General features: G+C 43.5%; 20 protein-coding genes. 4 read left to right on the forward strand and 16 right to left on the reverse strand.

Going from position 1 to position 19,500, the window contains the following annotated elements; translation table 11 throughout:
* Positions 1–806: 806 nt before the first annotated feature.
* The 14 genes from ACTCNA_RS13635 to ACTCNA_RS13700 form a co-directional block, all read right to left on the reverse strand.
* Positions 807–1,070: a DUF2283 domain-containing protein gene (locus tag ACTCNA_RS13635; RefSeq protein ID WP_462948477.1), complete on the reverse strand. Its 264-nt coding sequence runs from the start codon at positions 1,068–1,070 to the stop codon at positions 807–809.
* A 475-nt stretch (positions 1,071–1,545) separates the two neighbouring features.
* Positions 1,546–1,743, reverse strand: coding sequence for a hypothetical protein (locus ACTCNA_RS13640; protein WP_462948478.1), 198 nt, complete (start codon positions 1,741–1,743; stop codon positions 1,546–1,548).
* 216 nt (positions 1,744–1,959) lie between these two features.
* Positions 1,960–2,394, reverse strand: a complete 435-nt coding sequence (locus ACTCNA_RS13645) for a type II toxin-antitoxin system VapC family toxin (RefSeq protein ID WP_462948479.1) — start codon at positions 2,392–2,394, stop codon at positions 1,960–1,962.
* On the reverse strand, positions 2,391–2,612 hold the full coding sequence (locus ACTCNA_RS13650; protein WP_462948480.1) for a hypothetical protein: 222 nt from the start codon (positions 2,610–2,612) through the stop codon (positions 2,391–2,393). The genes ACTCNA_RS13645 and ACTCNA_RS13650 overlap by 4 nt, the downstream gene beginning before the upstream one ends.
* Before the next feature lie 385 nt (positions 2,613–2,997).
* On the reverse strand, positions 2,998–3,408 hold the full coding sequence (locus ACTCNA_RS13655) for a putative toxin-antitoxin system toxin component, PIN family (RefSeq protein WP_462948481.1): 411 nt from the start codon (positions 3,406–3,408) through the stop codon (positions 2,998–3,000).
* The gene (locus tag ACTCNA_RS13660) at positions 3,405–3,635 is read right to left on the reverse strand and encodes a hypothetical protein (RefSeq protein WP_462948482.1); all 231 of its coding nucleotides are present in this window, start codon (positions 3,633–3,635) and stop codon (positions 3,405–3,407) included. Before ACTCNA_RS13660 ends, ACTCNA_RS13655 begins: the two co-directional genes overlap by 4 nt.
* A 1,050-nt stretch (positions 3,636–4,685) precedes the next feature.
* Entirely contained in the window at positions 4,686–6,170 is a 1,485-nt protein-coding gene (locus tag ACTCNA_RS13665) for a nucleotide sugar dehydrogenase (RefSeq protein WP_462948483.1), read from the reverse strand.
* 291 nt (positions 6,171–6,461) lie between these two features.
* Entirely contained in the window at positions 6,462–6,686 is a 225-nt protein-coding gene (locus ACTCNA_RS13670) for a hypothetical protein (protein WP_462948484.1), read from the reverse strand.
* Between the two features lie 72 nt (positions 6,687–6,758).
* Positions 6,759–7,370 carry an adenylyl-sulfate kinase gene (cysC, locus tag ACTCNA_RS13675; protein WP_462948485.1) on the reverse strand — a complete coding sequence of 204 codons (612 nt, stop codon included), beginning with the start codon at positions 7,368–7,370 and terminating at the stop codon, positions 6,759–6,761.
* A gap of 144 nt (positions 7,371–7,514) precedes the next feature.
* Positions 7,515–9,317 carry an SLC13 family permease gene (locus ACTCNA_RS13680; protein ID WP_462948486.1) on the reverse strand — a complete coding sequence of 601 codons (1,803 nt, stop codon included), beginning with the start codon at positions 9,315–9,317 and terminating at the stop codon, positions 7,515–7,517.
* Positions 9,318–9,320: 3 nt separating this feature from the next.
* Positions 9,321–10,106, reverse strand: a complete 786-nt coding sequence (cysQ, locus tag ACTCNA_RS13685) for a 3'(2'),5'-bisphosphate nucleotidase CysQ (RefSeq protein WP_462948487.1) — start codon at positions 10,104–10,106, stop codon at positions 9,321–9,323.
* 139 nt (positions 10,107–10,245) lie between these two features.
* Positions 10,246–10,776 (reverse strand): hypothetical protein, encoded by a 531-nt coding sequence (locus tag ACTCNA_RS13690; protein WP_462948488.1) that lies wholly within the window; start codon positions 10,774–10,776, stop codon positions 10,246–10,248.
* Between the two features lie 266 nt (positions 10,777–11,042).
* On the reverse strand, positions 11,043–12,287 hold the full coding sequence (locus tag ACTCNA_RS13695) for an alpha/beta hydrolase family protein (protein WP_462948489.1): 1,245 nt from the start codon (positions 12,285–12,287) through the stop codon (positions 11,043–11,045).
* 134 nt (positions 12,288–12,421) lie between these two features.
* Positions 12,422–12,631 carry a hypothetical protein gene (locus ACTCNA_RS13700; RefSeq protein ID WP_462948490.1) on the reverse strand — a complete coding sequence of 70 codons (210 nt, stop codon included), beginning with the start codon at positions 12,629–12,631 and terminating at the stop codon, positions 12,422–12,424.
* A 625-nt stretch (positions 12,632–13,256) separates the two neighbouring features.
* On the opposite strand from ACTCNA_RS13700, the gene ACTCNA_RS13705 reads away from it, so the two are divergent.
* From ACTCNA_RS13705 to ACTCNA_RS13715, 3 genes are all read left to right on the forward strand, one after another.
* Positions 13,257–13,970 carry a ThuA domain-containing protein gene (locus ACTCNA_RS13705; protein WP_462948491.1) on the forward strand — a complete coding sequence of 238 codons (714 nt, stop codon included), beginning with the start codon at positions 13,257–13,259 and terminating at the stop codon, positions 13,968–13,970.
* Positions 13,971–14,037: 67 nt separating this feature from the next.
* Complete coding sequence (locus ACTCNA_RS13710; protein WP_462948492.1) at positions 14,038–15,393, forward strand: MFS transporter; 1,356 nt, start codon at positions 14,038–14,040, stop codon at positions 15,391–15,393.
* Between the two features lie 93 nt (positions 15,394–15,486).
* Positions 15,487–15,735, forward strand: a complete 249-nt coding sequence (locus ACTCNA_RS13715) for a GlsB/YeaQ/YmgE family stress response membrane protein (RefSeq protein WP_462948493.1) — start codon at positions 15,487–15,489, stop codon at positions 15,733–15,735.
* 43 nt (positions 15,736–15,778) lie between these two features.
* On the opposite strand, the gene ACTCNA_RS13720 is transcribed toward ACTCNA_RS13715, so the two are convergent.
* The gene (locus ACTCNA_RS13720; protein ID WP_462948494.1) at positions 15,779–17,302 is read right to left on the reverse strand and encodes an alpha/beta hydrolase; all 1,524 of its coding nucleotides are present in this window, start codon (positions 17,300–17,302) and stop codon (positions 15,779–15,781) included.
* A 173-nt stretch (positions 17,303–17,475) separates the two neighbouring features.
* On the opposite strand from ACTCNA_RS13720, the gene ACTCNA_RS13725 reads away from it, so the two are divergent.
* Positions 17,476–19,080 carry a fumarate hydratase gene (locus ACTCNA_RS13725; RefSeq protein ID WP_462948495.1) on the forward strand — a complete coding sequence of 535 codons (1,605 nt, stop codon included), beginning with the start codon at positions 17,476–17,478 and terminating at the stop codon, positions 19,078–19,080.
* Positions 19,081–19,152: 72 nt separating this feature from the next.
* Here the strand turns inward: ACTCNA_RS13725 and ACTCNA_RS13730 are convergent.
* A partial coding sequence (locus ACTCNA_RS13730) for a hypothetical protein (protein ID WP_462948496.1) occupies positions 19,153–19,500 on the reverse strand: 348 nt, incomplete at its 5' end.

Below are 19,500 nucleotides of genomic sequence, written 5' to 3' on the forward strand. Positions count from 1 at the left end.
ATTTCCCCCGGCCCCCTTGGTCATCCTTCGCACATTCCTTACGCAGACCATTCCCCCAAACGGGGAAAGAATAAGGTATTCTTTTGTTTTTTGGGGAAAAGAAGCGGACTTCTTTAGTTTTTTTAGGAGCAGGATTCCGCGAGGGAGGAACGACCGACGCGGTCTCATCATAGTCCTGCTGTGTTTGTTTAGGACGTTTTCTTTCTTACGGGCATTGTGCTCAAAGTCATGAGTTTGCCGCGGTCGCTGCGCTCCCTCGCAAAGTCGTGCCACGAATGTTGTTTGTTGCAGAGATATCGGTATTCCAAATAATGTTAGGTGCAAGATTCCGCGAGGCGATGCTGTTCGCCTGTTTAACGCCGTCGGGCAAGTCCCCCTAAACGTTTCATCTGGCCACGGAGCCGTGGCGGTCTTATGCCCCTTATTCCCAGTCGAATTATGGGAAAGAACGTCCTTCATTCTAATCTCATTTTGTGCAGGTTTCCACGATCCGCCAGCCGGCGGATCCGAAGCGGTCTCATGCCCCTGTACCTTATAATGTTTCGTACAAATCTTTCCATTCCGGGTTTATCGCTTCAATGAGTTTTAGTTTTCTGGTCCGGTTTCCTGCCTTTATCCCGTGGAATGATGCTTCGCGTTAAAATCTTTGATTTATTCCACGGGGTTCACCCCGTGGAATAACGCTCTGCGTTAAATCTCCGATTTATTCCACGGGGTAAATTGGAAAAATTGTAAAATTGTTGCGCTAAGGTACGGATTGCCTCATAGAGATCACTTCGTGACAAATCGCGCACCAGCACCGGGCTTTATTTTGTGGCAGAAGAAATTTTCTTTTTACGGCCAATACGTTGCTTACCCGACAATGACTTGAGTGTTCGATGCAGGGGATTAATGATGGTCACCCCTGTAATTTCATTGGTTTCGGTTTGTACCCTCACAATTGTTCCCTCGCCAATATCAACTCCTTCTGCATTCTGCGGATTCCCAAATGAGATGTAAAGCACATCTGCTTCGGCATCGTAGTCCCATTTGATTTTTTCTTTTTTTTCCGAGATATTTATAGTTTCCATATCAATTTTCTTTTTTTGTTTATGCTACGACTAAAATAAGCTGTTAAAAACAATGATTCTGTATGTTTACCCCCTCTGCTTTGCTAGTTTCCCTCGGCAAGGGGGACAAACCCTGCTACCGCCCGATTGCAACGTGTGGTGTAATTTGTACGCGATACAATCGCGCACCAGTGTTGGTGTGAATTTCACTGGCGCTGTGAAATCTGGTTTACGGATAAAATTTATAGATGTCTTTTCGATGCAAAAGACGCTCGAAAATCAGGGTGTCGTTTTGAATTCTTACTCCTTGTCCTGTAATTTCCAAACCGTATTCTGTAAAAATATTTGTAACCTTTCAGTTTTCGTAAGTTTGGAATATCTTCCTGTTTCTCAAACGCCCGGGCATCGCTAAAAACAAATTGCTCGATTTTTTTTCTTTGGTTGGCCGGTATTCTTACCAATTCTTTTAAAAAAGTTTTGTTTACCCGTATTTCCATTATCGTTTCAACTTTCGATAATATTCCCTGGCTTCGTTTAGGGAGAGATTTTCAGCCGGATCATTTTCTTCAATAAACTGCCCCAATGCATAATCTTCAAGCAGTTGTTCCATTTTTTCGAATGTTTCAATATCGACCTGAACTGCAACAGGTCGTTTTTTTTCGTCGGTAAGGTATGTTTTTTTTATGTCAAGCATCTTGTCTGAATTTTTGTAAAGATATTAAATTATTGCTGTTTATAAGTGCAATATTGAGCTGAGAGCTGAGAGCTGAGAGCAGAGAGCAGAGAGCCAAGAGTCATGAGCTAAGAGCCCCGCTACCGCCCGATTGCAACGTGTGGTGTTATATACGCGATACAATCGCGCACCAGCAGAGGTGCCGGTTTTCGGCCTCGCGGGGAATGCCGGTATGGGCTAAACAACTATGGTTTTGTAATTCAATTGTGTAACCACATTTAATTGATTTTTATCTGAGGAAACAAAAATCCAACCTGGTTCTGCAATAATTCTCCATCCAGCTACATGTAGCGCATCAAGTGTTCTCAGCCCATAAACTTTTCCAAATTTTTTTATCAGAATCAGCGCTTCTTCCATGATGTCAAATCCCATTGGGACAGTATTAAAATATGCCATTTGATTTTCAATGGCGCTTTGAATTTTTCCAAGATTCTCCTCGGGAATTTTATTGTTTCTGTATTTCCGGTAAATAGCACTTTGCAGTTCAATTAATGCCAAATCAAGTACACTAATGCTATTCGAAGGATTCGTCACAAGTTTTTTTACAGCTTCCGAACCTTCTTCGTTGCTAAAAAGTTTCACCGGGGCTGATGTGTCGAAAAACAGGGTCATAATCTGTCTTCCCGTCCCTGTTTAATGTCATCTGAGGTGATGGGGTGATGCTCCATCAACTTAATAACTTGCTGGTAAGGGTAATTTATTGATGGAACCGGTTTTTTCATTTTTACCGGTTTTTTTCTTTTTAATGAATCAATTAATAATTCCACTACCCTAAGTTCATAATTGTCGAGCTTATCGACTTTGTCCTTTATGTTTTCTTTGAGTATCATATCATGTTCTATCTAATTGTTATTGTAAGCAAAGGTAATTCTATTCATTGAATTTTGAAACAGTATGTGTACTGGTTAAAATATTTTACTGCCATTCATTCTTGTTGAATCGGGCCTAAAGTCTAAAGAAGCCGCCGAATTACACACCTTGCCGAATTTTTCCTGTTCAATCAGTTGGTTTACGCGGTTACGGTCTTCGAGGTCCATGCGCACAAAGCTGTAGTTGGTGTAGGTTGTGCTTTGTACTTTGGTGTGCCGGTTTCGGCGAGGCGGGAGATGCCCCGCTACCGCGCGATTGCAACGTGTGGTGTAATTGTACGCGATACAATCGCGCGCCAGCAGAGGGAGGTTTGAAGCTTGTCTGCTGCTTTCTGGTTGCTTTCCATTAGCCCATCATGTTTTCAAATTTTGCAAGCGAAATTACGTTGAGGCCAAGTTTGAAAGCTTCTTCAGATAAAAGTTTATCACCTGTTCCCAGCGCAGTTGCTTTTGCTTCGCGATAAAGATCTATAAGATAATTATCTTTTTTGTCGGTTAAATTATTTGATTTCAATTTAACCTGAACTAATTTACAAAGTTTCAAATGTATTTTTACAGCTTCCGCAATTTCATTCCCGGAAATATATTTTTTGAATTTATCTCTTTGCAATACCTGTGTTATTTCGGCAATAAGATTTTGGCACGTTACAACTTTAAGATTATTCTCTAAAATTATTTTTACCAGATGATCGTATTTTTTTGACAAGAGGTAACTTATCCAGATATTTGTATCGAGAATAAAAACTTCCCGTTTCATTCTTTTCCTTTCCTGTATTCAGATATCTCAGCAACAATATTTTCCATATCGAACGAATTCTCTTTCACTTTTTTTGAAAGTTGCCGGGAACGGTATAATAATGTTTCTTTTTCCAATTCCTTTTCAATTTTTACTTTATCCTGAATGGGAAGGGATTTTATCAGCTTTAACAAGTCGTTAAAGTAAAAAGGGATATTGTAAGTTTTGTTATATTCTTGTGCTTTCATTTTTTTCTTTCAAATTTATTAAAAGGATTGTTAAAAACAAAGCGGTTTCTGGTTGCCCCAGGTCGCTTTGCTCTCGGAATTAGTTCCACCGTCGTCTTTAGATTCTCCGCCAGCCGGAGGATCCCAAAGGTTGGGTGTCACTGAATCGGGAAGTCGTGCTACTAAGTTTGTTTTGTGCAGTAATATTCGTATTCCAAATCATGTTAAGTGCAAGGTTCCGCGAGGAGGAACGACGAAGCGGTCTTAAACCCTTACTACGAAACCTGTTTAGAAACCTTTCCATCTCTCAATACATATTCCTCCCCTGCTCGCGCCGATTTGTAATCGGTGTGCAAGCCAAATGGCTTGAAAGTATTTGCAAACTGTTATTTTTCAGCCCATGGCTGAGGTACGGATTACAAATCCGCACCAGCGAGGGGCATGGCTGCCTCTTTGGGAAACAAAGGTAAAGCCATTGGTTTTAAGAGCCTTGATAATTTGTTTGGATGATGGTAATTTAGACATTAACAGAGGTTTCTCCCAGAAGGGTTTCATTAATAACCGGAAATTCTGTTTCCGAATCTGGTTCATCAAAATAGAGTGCAAGCGCTTCATTCAGGTTGTCAATGGCTTCCTGGATTGTATTCCCAAAACTTGAAACATCGACATTCAGGCATTGTGAAACGTAATACTTGTATTCTTTGTAAACGATCTATTTTAACGTCTTCATTCTCTTCTCCAAATTTATTAAAACGGTTGGTAAAATCAAAAAGGGGTATTAGACGCAATACTTTTAGATGCAAGTATCAAGACTGAAAAGTTTAAATGGTTGTTGTTTTATTTATATTTCCTTTTGAAGAACTGCCTGAATCCCCCTCTTTCCCCCTTTGGTCTGAGGGTACAGTTTCAAAATTGGCCTGTACCCAAAGGGGGACGGGGAACCTGCGGGTTTTGGCGGTTTGGACTTTAAGGCAGCAGCTCCGTCCCCCTTTGATTTCCGATGATTTTGTGGAATGCAGAATTTGCCAATCAAGGGGGATACAGGGGGGATTGGGTTATTGAGTTTTATTGTTATAATTTATATACTTTATCTCCTGCCTCTTTAATCATATTCCGCATATCAACAATTAGACGTGCCTTTTCTTTTATAAAATTTATGTCAAAGGCTGAGTGGTTGGTTGTGAGTATTACTACATCCGCTTCTGCTAAAGTTTCGGCTGTAAGTTCCACTGATTTAAATTCCCTTCCCTCATTTGTTTTGACAGCAGGGATGTGCGGGTCGTGATAGGATACGTCCCCGCCTTTGTGGGCAGTGATGTCGATGATTTCGAGTGCGGGTGATTCTCTTTCATCATTGATATTCGGTTTATAGGCCACACCCATAAAGAGTACTTTGCTGCCGTTGACTGCTTTTTTGTGGCGGTTAAGTGCGGTGGCGATTTTGATGTACATGTAGTGTGGCATGCGCATGTTGATGTGGCCGGCAGTGTGAATCATGGAGAGGTCGAAGTTGTATTTTTTGGCGATGTACTCGAGGTAGAACGGGTCGAGGGGGATGCAGTGCCCGCCAATGCCGGGGCCAGGATAAAAGGGCTGGAACCCAAACGGCTTGGTGGCAGCGGCATCGATGACTTCCCAGATGTTGATGTCCATTTTTCCGGCCAAAAGTGCTAGTTCGTTAATGAGGCTTATATTTATAAGTCTGTACGTGTTTTCGAGGATTTTTACCATTTCGGCAATGCGGGGAGAGCTGACTTTGTGGATGGTGTCGATGGCTTTGGCGTAAATGGCCTCACCAATTTCAAGGCCTTCGGGTGTCATGGCGCCCAATACTTTCGGGGTGTTGCGGGTGTGGAAAGATTTGTTGCCGGGGTCTACGCGCTCGGGGGAGTAGGCGAGCCAGAAAGGAGCGCCAGCCCCCCTCGGTCCCCCCAAAGGGGGGGTGTTGGAAGCCCCCTCATTCACAAGGGGGAGGTTGGAAGCCCCCTTCGCTTCGCGGGTCCCCCGAGGGGGGACAAAAGAAGACCCTTCGACTCCCGACGTTTCAGCCGGGACAGGTCCGCTCAGGGTGACAGCGTCGCTGAAGAGCGGGTTGCTTTTGGTGGCTTTAAGTATTATCGGAAGCATCACTTCTTCGGTGGTGGTGGGGTAGGTGGTGCTTTCGAGGGAGATGAAGGTGCCCGGTTTCATGTAGCGGCCAATGTCGGTGCAGGCGGCTTCGATGTAGCTCATGTCGGGTTTTTTAAACCTGTCGAGCGGTGTGGGAACTGCTATAATCAGGGCATCGCATTCAGCCATTCGGCTAAAGTCGGTTGTGGCGCTGAGCGACACGTTGTCAACCACTTCTTTCAGCACCGCATCGCGGATGTCTTCGATGTAGTTGCTGCCGTGGTTGATTTTGTCAACCTTTTCAGGGTTTTTGTCGAACCCGATGGTTTTGATACCGGCTTCGGCGAAGTTTACTGCGAGGGGGAGGCCAACGTATCCGAGGCCGATAACGCCCACAACTTCTTTGTTATTGGCTATTTTTTCGAGAATTTGATTTTTGTAGTTCATGTATTAAATTGTTAAATGGTCAAATTGTTAAATGGTCAAATTGTTAAATGGTTAAATTGTTAAATGGTTAAATTGTTAAATTGTTAAATGGTCAAATTGATAAAAGGTTAAATTGTTGCGCTGAGGTATGGATTGCCTCATTGAGATCACTTCGTGATAAACCCGTACCAGCGAGGTTAATAATGCGAATAACAGGATATAATTACTACTGAATTTTTAGAGCAATTCTTCTATCAGTTTCAATCCACCGCTGATATTCCTTAAATGCTTCCGGAACAAATTCAATTGTTTTCATACCAGATCGCTGGCTTTTACAGAAATGGTTTTCTTTTTTGTTTCGTATTGAGCTATTCTTTCTTCCAGAACTTTTACGTATTCAGGATTGCTTAAAATATAATCTGTTGCATCAGCTGGTTGTATATTAATTTCTATCGTTTTATTTGGAAATAATTTTTTTATTCCTTCAATCAATTCCGGTGTAATTTCATTCGAATTTATTCTTATTGTTGTTTCCATGATAAAAGTTTTATTCAAATGTACTAAATAGAACAAAGAGTAGAGGTGAAAATATTTCAAATAATATTTGGTCTAAAGAATAGGAGTCGGATCGAACCGGACTTCCGGGATGATTTTTTTTGTCATGGTACGCACGGTGTCGTCCATATTGGGATTGGTGTTATCAACCACGAGGAAAGGTTTATCGGGCACTTCAAACGGGGAAGATATTCCTGTGAAGTTTTTAATTTCGCCGGCACGCGCTTTTTTGTACAACCCTTTGGGGTCGCGCTGTTCGCATATTTCAATGGGCGTGTCCACAAAAATTTCGAGGAAGTTGTCTTTGCCGATAATTTCTTTGGCCATTTCGCGCATTTCCCGTGTTGGGCTGATGAAGGCGCAGATTAAAATAATGCCGCAGTTCATGAAGAGTTTCGATACCTCTGCAATCCGGCGGATGTTTTCCATGCGGTCTTCTTCTGTAAATTTCAGGTTTTTGTTGATGCCCGACCGCACGTTGTCGCCATCGAGTATCTGGCAAAAGTAGTTGAGTTCAAACAGCCGTTTCTCCAGCATGCTGGCCAGGGTGGTTTTCCCGGAGCCTGACAGGCCGGTGAACCAGATTACTTTCGCCTTTTGCTTTAAATAAATTTCTTTTGCTGTGCGGTTTTTAATGCGGTCGAATACAGGGTGAATGTTATTCATGATGAATGGTTAAATTGAAAAATTGTGAAACTGTTAAAGTGAAAAATTGTGAAATTGTGAAAGTGAAAAATTGTATGCAGGTAAATAGACTTAGGCAGATTTTTTATTGTGCAGGTACAATGCAATAATTTATTTCATTTTTTTTCAGAATGGCCAGAAATACGGGATGAGCCACATGCTGACAAAAAACGCGATAAGTTGCATGGGTGCACCGATGCGTAGGAAATCGGCGCGGGTGTATTTCCCGAATGCCTTTATGAGCAGGTTGGCCCGGTAACCTCCGGCGGTCATAAAGCTGGCTGCCCCGGCAATGGCAATGGCCACGAAAAAAGGCTGCGGGTTCACTTCCAGCAGTTGTGCTGCAATAACCGCCACCGGGAAGACCAGTGCCACCGCGGCGTTATTGGTAATTATTTCGGTAAATATGGTTGTGGTAATGTAAATAACAGCAAGCGCCCCCACAGGCCCCAGGGAATTGACAAAACTTACTGCATCCTGTGCATAGGCCTGTGCAATCCCTGAATTCTGAATACCTTTGTTAATGGCAAAAGCCGATGCAATGGCAATTATCATGTCCCAGCTCACCGAGCGGGTGTAATTCTCTTGAGGCAGTATTTTCAGCCACACCAGCAGGACGGCAGCGAGAGAAACATACACGAGAATGTTCAGGCGCATTCCGTAGCTGTACGATACAATTTCGTTGATGACGATTCCGGCCACCATAGCCGTGAGGATAATCAATGCCGTCCAGCGTTGCAGCGAATTTTTCTTTACGTAATGGTCGCGCACATAGTTCACGAGGTAAAACATGGTGGACGACTCCCAGGTTTCAATGAATTTATCGGTAGCCAGCAGCACCACGTTGTCGCCCACCTCCAGTTTCAGGTTGTTGAGGCTGGCAGTAATCGGTTCACCGTTACGGTGCACGGCCAGGATAACTGCATTGAAATGGTTGAAAAAATCGAATTCCTTCACGGTTTGCCCGAGGCCACTGAAGCGTGGAGAAAGCACGACTTCGTACTGTTTCAGGTTTTCCGGTTTTTCGTGCCGAAGGTAATCGATCCCTTTTATCTCAACCTCTTTGTGTGACAGAATATAGTTGAGGCTGTGCGCATCGCCTTTAACCAGTATTTCGTCTCCTTCCTGCAACTTAATATTTTTTGTTTCCAGCGGAATAAGCTTTTTATCGCGTTCAATGCCGTGTACTTCGAGGCGACTGAGGCCCGGCAACCGTTGTCCTTCCAGTTCACGGCCTGCTAATGGGCTGTTTTTGGGCAGCACCAGGTTGTAGTAGTAATCTTTGGCTTCGGTATTTATTTTTTGGGGTTTTATTTTTTTACCGGGCAGCAATAAATTTCCGAAAATTGCTATGTAACCAAAACCAATCAGTGCAATTATTCCGCCCACTTTTGCCAGTTCAAAAAGGTGAAGTCCCCTGAAACCGTTTTCTATCATCAAACCATGCACCACCAGGTTGGAGGAGGTGCCGATGAGGGAGCACATTCCCCCGAAAATGGCAGCGTAGGAGAGAGGAATCAGAAATTTTTTGCTCGATATTTTCAGGCCTTCGGCCCAGCGGATGAGCACTGGTGAAAAATTTACCACAATGGGCAGGTTGTTGAGAAAAGCCGACATGAATGCCACCGGAACCATGAGACGCGGCAGAAGAAATACCATGGGGTTTTTCTTTCGGGGAAGGTAAGCCTGGGCCAGTCGGGTAATCAGTCCCGATTGCCGGATAGCTTCGTTCACCCAAAACAGCACAACGATGATGATAACCCCGTTGTTGGAAAATCCTGCAATGAGCTCCTGGTCGGTAATAACCCCGGTGGCCATAAAAATGGCTGCCGCGCTGAAAAGTATCAGCCCGGGACGCATGGCCCGCAGCAGAAAGGCTACGATTAGAAAGACCAGCGCGATTATTACTATCCAGGAATCGAAAGTCATGGTTTATTTTACTATGAAATACGGATTGAGCAGATTCTTTTTATTATAGGTGAGTTCATTTTCAAGACTGGTAAGCCAGAGTTTTTTGCCACTTGCATTGGCAATGGCGTGGCCGGCAGCCGTGTCCCACTCCATGGTGGGGCCAAAACGCGGATATTCGTCGGCAATTCCTTCGGCAACCATGCAAATTTTTAATGAACTTCCTATTGAAATGATGTCGATTTGCGGATGTTCTTTTTTGCATTGTTCGATGTATTCCCGTGTTTCGTCGTTGGCGTGCGAGCGGCTGCCCACAATGGTGTAGCCAGGTTTTGGGTTTTCAACAGGCAACCGGGTGCCAGCTTTTTTTACCGCTTCAAACGAAGCATCTTCGGGCGTTTCTTCCAGTTTCCATGCGCCTTTCTGAATTTCCCCCACATAAAGCACATTCGTAACCGGAACATAAATAACTCCCAATACGGGTTGATTTTTTGTGATGAGGGCGATATTCACTGTAAATTCGCCGTTGCGTTTGATGAATTCTTTGGTGCCGTCGAGCGGATCAACCATCCAGAAGGTTTCCCAGTTTTTTCGTTCCTCGTAGGTAATATCACGGCCTTCTTCACTTAAAACGGGCAGGCCTGTGGTTTTTAACAGCTGGTTTATAAGCTGGTGGCTGACCTTGTCGGCAATGGTGAGCGGCGAATTATCAGCTTTACGTTCAACTGAAAAATCGGCTTCCGGATTATTGTAAATTTTTAGTATTTCGTGGCCGGCTTTTAGGACCGCTTTAATGGCAGTGTTGAGCATGATAAAATGTAAAACTGTGAAATTGATAAATTGATAAACTGTGAAATTGATAAACTGATAAATTGATAAACTGATAAACTGATAAATTGATAAACTGATAAATTGTGGAATTGCAAAATTGTGGAAATGACGGGGTTTATTATTTATCCTGTTTCCAGATGAGCAATGCCGGTTTCTGGTTGAAAATTTGCTGCATTTGGTCGGCGGTAAGTATAATGTACCGGATTTTTCGGTCGATGAGTTCCTGTGCTTTTTGTACCAAATCGCCAATAAAATTGTTGTCGAGATTTTTGCCCACCAGTACCAGGTCTATGATTTTTGAATCGCGGCCTTTGGCAAAATCCCCAGTCACATAAGCTGCTTCCAGGTCGCCAATCTGGCTGGTAATGCGATCAATAATTTTATCGATACCGATGAATTTTTTCAGGATATTGTTCACATCGTTGTAAAGCGGATGTTCTGTGTTGGCCTGAAAATATTTGCGGTTGCCCACGTATTCCGATTTTAACATGCCGGCCTCTTCAAACCTGTTGAGTTCAATCCGGATGGCATTCGACGACTCCCCAAATTCCTTTTCCAGGCTTCGCAGGTAACTTTTGGTCTGGCTGTTGAAAAAGAATTTCAGCAGCAACTTAATGCGGGTTTTCGATGTAATTAATGATTCAATCATTTTCTGTGCTAATAATTGAGTGTGTTTGTAATCAGGGGTTTATAAATGGGTTTCCTGTGGTTTTCTTACAGCTCCGCCCCCTCAGTTACATAAAGCAGCCCGAGTAGGTTGAATGAATATTTAAAATTGAATAAAATAACTACTCAATTTTGAGTGCTAATATAAAAATGAATTTGGAAAATTTTTAAATTTTGACTGATTCTTTTTATGAAAAAAACGGCACCGATAAACATTAATAATCAATTTGTACTTGTTATGTGTAGTTGTTATTCGGTAAGCTCAAGGAACCAATTCACTGATGCAAGGCCGGTAGGGATAATACCGTCGATGTGATCCAACCCCGGTAAGGGAAACATTTCAACCTGGTTTGCACCGGCATCGAGAAAATCCTGGTAGATGTTTTGCGAAACCTGCGCGGGCACAAAATCATCTTCCTGACCATGGTAAATACGAGTGGGCACTGAAGTGCCCCAGGCGTTAATACTGTTGGCCTCCAGGGTTTCCACCAGGGACGTGTAAATAGTATCGGTTGCGTAATTTTCAATGTAATTGGCGTTGAACAAATCTTCAACAGAAGTTGTGAGTTGGGCGTTAATTTCCTCGCCCGATTTTGATCCGTCGTAAAGGGTGGAAATTTTACCTGCATAAGGTTCGTTAAACACGGTGTCGGTTGGTGTTGTCACGTCGCCGAGGTTGGTGTAGCTGTTCAGCATGTAGCCGGTAAAATAGGGCATGGGGTATTCGGTCTGGCTTAAAATGTATTCGTTAATGTAGCTGAGGTCGTATGGTCCGGCCCCGCAGGCACTTGCTTTCAGGTTAAATTCGTTTGAAAACTGTTGCTCTATTGCTTTCTGTACCTGCATGGTAGCCCAGCCGCCTTGCGAATAGCCGCTGATGTATAGTTCGTTTTCGAGGCCAATATCGAGGTAGTTGGTTGCCAGCTCTTCCACTGCGCGCAACATGTCGAGCACGCTCTGAACGGTTGATTCCTTGTCCAGGTAGGGATGAAACATATTGTCGGATGCCCCGAAGCCGAGGTAGTCGGGGATTGAAATGACAAATCCGGTGGAAGCCACAAATTCGAGCATCTGGTATAGTTCATTGTCGGGATTTACCGACGGAGCCTGACTGTGCAGCGTGTTTGTTCCGTTTTGGTAGCTCATTACCGGGAAAGTGCCTTCGCCCATGGGGACACACACCAGCCCGGATGCCAGTTTGGGATTCCCCTGGAAAGTAGTGTAGTAGGTTATTTTATAAACCATAATTCCGTGGTCGGCACGCTCTTTTATGGGAGAAATAACAGGTGCAACTTCCGGGTATTCTTCTGAAATCTTGTCGAAAGCCTGCTTTACAAAAAACGTAGGGTATGATTTTACATTTGTGTAGCTAACCAAATATTCGTTAACCGGTTCGTCGTCATCGTTGTTGAATAAATTGTGGCAGGCTGAAAAGAAAAGCACCAAAAGGCTCAATAACAGTGTTTTGGTAAGCGCATTGAATTTTATCTTCATATTTAAATTTTTTACATTTATTTTTTCAAAGTTACGTAAAAAGAATTGGTGCCGGAAAGCTTCCCTGTAAAAATAGCTGACAGCATATATGATTTTAACGTATGTTTTTTTTTAATCGTATTTATTATGCTGAACTATTCCTTTGGTTCTATGCCCAACACTTTTTTGGTGCCGGAATAGATTGATTTCCACCAGTAGTTAAAATAATTATTGCTTGTCATGTCGAAATTAAAACGAGCGCTCAGCGCCGATTGATTGTAGAGTTCGGCCCGTGTATCGATGATGAGATTGTTGTGCTGTTGCAGCACTTCGGCAATGTTGGTAAACTGCCCTGATTTCGGCAAGTATCATTTCGGCCATTTGTTCTGAGTTGCTTTGCGCCAGTTCATCGCCCGCCAATGAGATTTCAGGTTTTTCAATACTGACCTTCCGGCACCAAAATGCTTTGTTGCGGAGCAGTTTCCTGAATTTTATTCCCTCAAATTCAATGCTTTTTGCCTGAACTCAATAGGTGGTTTTGCCTGTTGAATCCTGTTCCGCCTTTGGTGAAAATTCTTCATCTTGGACGAAGCTCACCTCATGGAATTTAACCGAAAAAAGTCCAATATTTTCTTTCGATGTTTTGAATGCTTAAATGGTAGTTTCCACCCGATTTTTCAGCTACAAATTTGGTGAGTTTTTTATTGGCGAACCCGGGCAAAAGAATCCACGCCACGATGGGTGCAACAACAATTAAAAGCGCAGTGGTGGTTAATATCAAACCTGAAATCTTCCGTATTTTTTTGGCTCAAAAATCGGAGGAACTTCGTGGATGACTGAATATTATTGTTATTTTTACAAAAAAGAGCAGTTTCTGTTTTGTAAATTGACCCGGGAAATTTTTAATACTTCTCCCGGTGATTGGGTTAGGTAAAGTGACACTGCTTTATAGTTTGCTTTTGAAATGAAAAACTATTAAACCGAAATAAAATGAGACCGTTAGTCGTATTTGCTGCTTTGTTTTTCATGTGTTTATCGCTGCAAGCCCAACCTGTTAAAATAATGCTGGTTACCGGCGGCCACTCTTACGATACCCTTCAGTTTTTTCAGCTTTTCGATGCTCTTGAAAACATTGAATACAAACATTTCCCTCAGCCGGCGGCCAATAAAGCCATTGCCGAAGGTGCTGCCCAAAATTTTGATGTGCTGGTTTTTTACGATATGTGGCAACCCATTTCGGAAAAGGAAAAACAGGCTTATATCGATCTGACCAAAGAGGGTAAACCTTTCCTGTTTTTTCACCACGCGCTGGTTTCGTACCAAAACTGGGATGAGTTTGAACAAATAATTGGAGGCCGATACGTAGAAAAAGGGGAGGGAATCCCGCGGGAAAAACTTTCGACTTACAAACACGATGTGTGGGTGGATATTGAAGTTGTCGATTCGCAAAATCCGGTTACCAAAGGCTTTCATGATTTCAGGCTTTTTGACGAGGTGTATGGAAATTACCGGGTTTTACCCGACGTAACGCCTTTGCTGAAAACCAGCTATCCCGAAAGTTCGCCTGTTATTGGCTGGGAAAACAAATACAACGCCTCAACCATTGTGTACCTTCAGCCGGGCCACGATTCAAATTCTTACAACTCTCCGCATTTCCGGAATTTGATTTTTCAGGCTGTCAATTATCTGGCAGGTACTCAATAATTTTCATATTAAAGCCATTTTATAATACTTTTAATAAATTGAATTAAAACTACTTAAAAACAAAATTATGGAAAATGTGAACCGAACGAGACTTTTTGTGGCAAGCTGTCTGGCGTTGCTGGTAACTGCCATCACTTTTGCCATCAGGGCCAGAATTGCATCTGTTTTTACTGATGATTACGGACTGACTCCCGAGGAAGTGGGGCGTGCACTGGCCCCCGCCTTTTGGGGATTTGCCGTCGCGATGTTTGCCGGCGGTTATATTATCGATATTGTTAAAACCCGTACCATTGTTTGGCTGGCATTCGGCCTGCATTTAGTGGGAATTGTGCTGCTGCTTTTAGCAAAAGATTACACTTCATTGTTTCTTGCCAATGTGTTAATCGGGCTTGGAAACGGTAGTGTGGAAGCTGCCTGTAATCCGCTGGTGACGGCACTCTATCCCGAGAAAAAATCGAAAATGCTGAACCGCTTTCATGTATGGTTCCCCGGTGGAATTGTTATTGGCAGTTTGCTCGCTGCAATAGTTATGGATAGTCTGAACCTGCCATGGCAGGTTTTGGTTGGCCTGCTGTTTATTCCGCTGGCGATTTACGGTTTCCTCTTTTTCGGACAAAAAATTCCGGAAACCGAGCGAGTTGCTTCGGGAGTGAGTTACAAAGAGATGATGCGAAATGTTGGCGCTCCGGTAACCATAACGCTTGCTGTAATTTTTATGATACTGGTTGCAAATGTTTCGTCGATATCTCATGCCATCACTGCAAATTATTCGGTGCCGTTAATAATTATCGCCATAATTGCTGTATTTATAATTATTGAGGGAAAAACATTTAATAAAATCACACTGTTGTTTCCTTTCATATTTGCCTGTATGCTGCTTACTGCTTCAACAGAATTAGGTACCACTCAGTTTATTGAGCTGTTACTGGCCGATAAAGGAATTCATCCCATGATAATTCTTGCGGTTGTAACCGGTTTAATGGCGGTGGGCCGTTATTTTGCAGGCGGTTTGATTCATCGTTTAAATACACCAGGTGTTCTCCTTGGCTCTGCAGTGATTTCAGTTGCCGGATTGCTGTTGCTGAGTGTAACCAACGGGCCTGTTTTAACTGTTCTTTCTGCTGCTGTATTTGCCGTTGGTGTGTGTTATTTCTGGCCCACAATGATTGGTGCTGCAGCAGAATATACACCCAAAACCGGAGCGCTGGGAATGTCGATTCTTGGGGGTGCCGGATTTGTAGCCACATCGATGGTGCTACCCATTATGGGGGAGTCGATAGGCACGTCCGGAGCACAGGTAACACTACGTAATATGGCCATTTTGCCGGTAATCCTGGTAGTGCTGTTTATCATTTTTTCCATCTGGGTGAAAAATAGAAATAACAAAGATACCACTCCGGAGGAGGGAGCAGTTGTTCGATAAAATGTTTTAAAAAGGTTGTTTCCTGATTTTTATTATCCCGGAAACAACCTTTTCTTTTTTGTTTGAATTTTATGGAATTGAAAAAACTGAAAAATGCTATATGTACTTTTAATCGGACTGGCAGCAGGAGCTATTGCAGGTTTAATAGTGCGAGGTAAGGGGTATGGCTGCCTGCTGAACATTATCATCGGAATAATTGGAGCATACATCGGGAACTGGCTTTTGCCGGAAATGGGAATTTATATCCGTCACGGGATAATCGGAACTTTGGTGACTTCCGTTATAGGTGCCATTGTTTTCCTGTTTGTTGTGAATTTGCTGAAAAAGATTCTGGAATCATAACACATCCGTTACGCGGTTCCAACCGCCTGGCGTGTTTTCATAATTACTTCTCTTCCAGCTTTTCCTTAATCTGGTTCAACACCTTAATATGGCTGTATCCTGAACAGTGCCCGGTCATGGGTGTAAAATTAATAACTGCGTCAGATTTAGGATTATCTTTTGATTTCAGCATTTCGTCAAAAGCCCGCAGTGCAGGATTGAGGTAAAAGTTGTCCATGTCGCCCATCCAAATCCAGATTTTACCTTGTATTTTCGGGCCGAGTGTTTTCCAGTTGGTATCTACATAGTTTTTCAAATCGTATTTCCGCCAGTGTTCCGCTACTTCGTGGTCAATTTCACCTGTTTGCGGATCGAACAGCGGCACCGGCAATCCATCTTCGCCTTTTGGGCTGAACAGCGCAGTAAATGCACCGAACTGCCCACCCGATGTGGTGTAGGTATTGTTCCACCCCAGCGTATTTTCATGCTGAATAAAAGCTTTTTGCGAAACGATCGGCTCCCCGGTAACATCGCGCATAATTGGCCGCAGGTAACCGTGTTCGTTGTAAAAAGCATTTTCATCGCGGTAAATATTCATGAGCTGGCAGTTTTCAAAGTCCACCTGGTCGGGACTGTAGGAAAAACAGCCGCCAAAAAAGTCGGGATAAAAGAGTTGCAGTGCCAGCGAAACCCAGCCACCTGTGCTGCAACCGTCGAGAAAACGGGTTTCGGGCGTTCCTTTTCCCCGGTATTTTTTTTCGATATAAGGAATCAGTTCTTCTGTCAGTGCAGTTCCGTAAGGCCCGCTGTTTTCGGAGTTGAGCTGGTAACAATCGCCAAACGGACCTTCGCCATCGAGAAAAACGTTTATCACTTCAGGAGATTCATCCGATTGCCACCAGTCCATAAAATTGGTATCCCATTCCACAAACCTGTTGGCTCGCGTGTAGCGGCCACCGTAACCTGCAATGCTGTAGCGCACCGGGAAATACTTGTCCGGTTCATCGTGAAAAGCGGGTGGCAGCAGAACGGCGGCTTTTAACCGCATCTCTTTTCCCCACCATTCGCTAAGCACGTCACTTTTTATATTTACCTCTTTCAGCAACTCGTGTTGGTTCAGTTCCTGGGGGGGAACACTATTTTCCAGCGGAAGTTCCACATCCAGGTTGCCTGAAAGTACAATCCGCATTACCTGGCTGTACAGATTTCCTTCAGCATTTATCTGCGAGGCTTCACGGTTCTGGTCCCATAAAACCTGCAGCCTGTAATTCCCTTCGGGGATTTCATCCAGCGAAATGGTTTTCGACCGGGATAAGTCAGCCGAACCGCTGAAAGTGAAAACTTCGCCAGCCTTCCAGTTTTCAATATTGGCAGCAAATATTTGGGTTGAACCGCCCGGCCAGATACCCAGGCGGGGCTCGCGACCACTGCTTTCTGCTATAAAAAGAAAAATCCGGCCTTCGGGTTTTGCATTCGTTTTTAGTTCTTCAGGAACCCATGTTTTTACAGTGAGTGAACCCGTTTGAGCAAACAGTAGTTGGGCAGCGAAAAAAGTAATTGTAACCAGGAATAGCAGTGTTTTTTTCATTGTTGATGCACTTTCAATTAAGATTGTTAAATGTACAAATAATCATTTTCGATTGCCGTGAAATTAATAAAGTTGGCAGAAAGTTAAACTTCCTGTTCAAATTTGAAAGATTGAAATCTAAAATAGCGAATAGTTTTATCTTTGTGAATAAGTTGAATTTTAACATTTAAAAAATGATCGAATTTAAATACCAAAAACCATTTCCCATTCAGAAAGATGATACGAAATATAAGTTGTTCACCAAAGATTATGTTTCAACCAGTGAACTGGATGGCCGTAAAATTTTAAAAGTTGATCCCAAAGGGTTGGAATTGCTGGCACGCGAAGCGATTTCAGACGTGTCGTTTTACCTGAGGCCCAACCATCTGCAAAAGCTGGCGGATATCCTGAAAGATCCGGAAGCAACGGATAACGACCGTTTTGTAGCGCACACCATGTTGCTGAACCAGGTGGTGTCAGCCGAAGGTGAACTTCCCACCTGTCAGGATACGGGAACAGCCATTGTGATTGGCAAAAAGGGCGAAAATGTATTTACCGGTGTCAACGATGCCAAACATTTGTCGCAGGGAATTTATGATGTTTATAAAGATAAAAACCTGAGGTATTCGCAAGTGGTCCCGTTTACAATGACCGAAGAAAAAAACACCGGAACCAACCTGCCTGCACAAATCGATATTTATGCTGAAGAAGGCGACAGTTACGAGTTTTTGTTTGTAACCAAGGGGGGAGGTTCAGGAAATAAAACTTTTTTGTACCAGCAAACCAAATCGTTGCTCACCGAGGAGAACCTGACCAAGTTTGTGAAAGAAAAAATTATGGATTTGGGAACCTCTGCTTGTCCGCCTTACCATTTGGCACTGGTTATCGGAGGTACTTCGGCTGAAGCTACACTTGCTACCGTGAAAAAAGCATCGGCCGGTTATTACGACAACCTGCCCACCCAAGGCAACGAAGGCGGCCAGGCGTTCCGCGATTTGGAGTGGGAAAAGAGAGTGGAGCAAATTTGCCGCGAAAGTGGAGTAGGGGCACAGTTTGGCGGAAAATATTTTGTGCACGATGTGCGCGTTATCCGTTTACCGCGCCACGCAGCTTCCTGCCCGGTTGGTTTGGGTGTGAGCTGCAGTGCCGACCGCAACGTCAAAGCCAAAATTAACGTCGATGGTATTTTCCTGGAAGAGCTGGAGAAAAATCCGGCAAGGTTCCTGCCCAGGGAAGCGCCTCATTTACAGCCGGCGGTGGATATCGATCTCGATCGGCCAATGGAAGAAGTGCGCAAAGAGCTGTCGAAACATCCTGTAAAAACAAGGCTGAACCTGAGCGGAACGTTGATTGTTGCCCGCGACATTGCCCATGCCCGAATCAAAAAAATGCTCGACGAAGGAAAACCGATGCCCGATTATTTCAAGGAACACCCGGTGTATTATGCCGGCCCCGCCAAAACGCCAAAAGGCATGGCTTCCGGTAGTTTCGGGCCAACCACGGCAGGGCGTATGGATCCGTATGTGGATGAATTCCAAAGCTATGGCGGCTCGCTGGTGATGCTGGCCAAAGGCAACCGTTCGCAGCAAGTTACCGATGCGTGTAAAAAACATGGTGGTTTTTACCTCGGCTCCATTGGCGGCCCGGCAGCTATCCTGGCCAAAGACAGCATCAAATCGGTTGAAGTGATTGATTTTGAAGAGCTGGGAATGGAAGCCGTTCGTAAAATTAAAGTGGAGAATTTCCCCGCCTTCATCATAGTTGACGACAAAGGAAACGATTTTTTTAAGCAGTTGTAATTCGATAAGGATTCCATCTTTTTATCGAACAATTTCTGAAAAGTTGGAATCCTTTTTTGTTTTTTTCATTTTCTAAAAATGAAATTTGAAATGCAGCGTATAATGAAGCGCGGAAGAAGGGGATCCTGCTGTTTCAAATTTTTCTTCCCAGTTTAACCTTTTGTAGGATGAGTCGAAATCTACATTATCTCCACCGAGGGCAACTCCCATGGAAAACTTTTTTAGTACCCGCATTTCGGCACCAGCATTGATGGTGTAATAAAATTGTGAGTTGAATATTTGCTTGTCTGAAAAGGAAATGGTGTTGTCGGGCATCACAATTTTGCCTTCCGATTTCATAAAATAGATGCCCATCCCTGCACCGGCAAAAAGCGACAATCCCAGTTCATTGTCGAGCAGCAGGTAAAATTTGGGTTGTAC

The sequence above is a fragment of the Tangfeifania sp. genome (assembly GCF_055108615.1).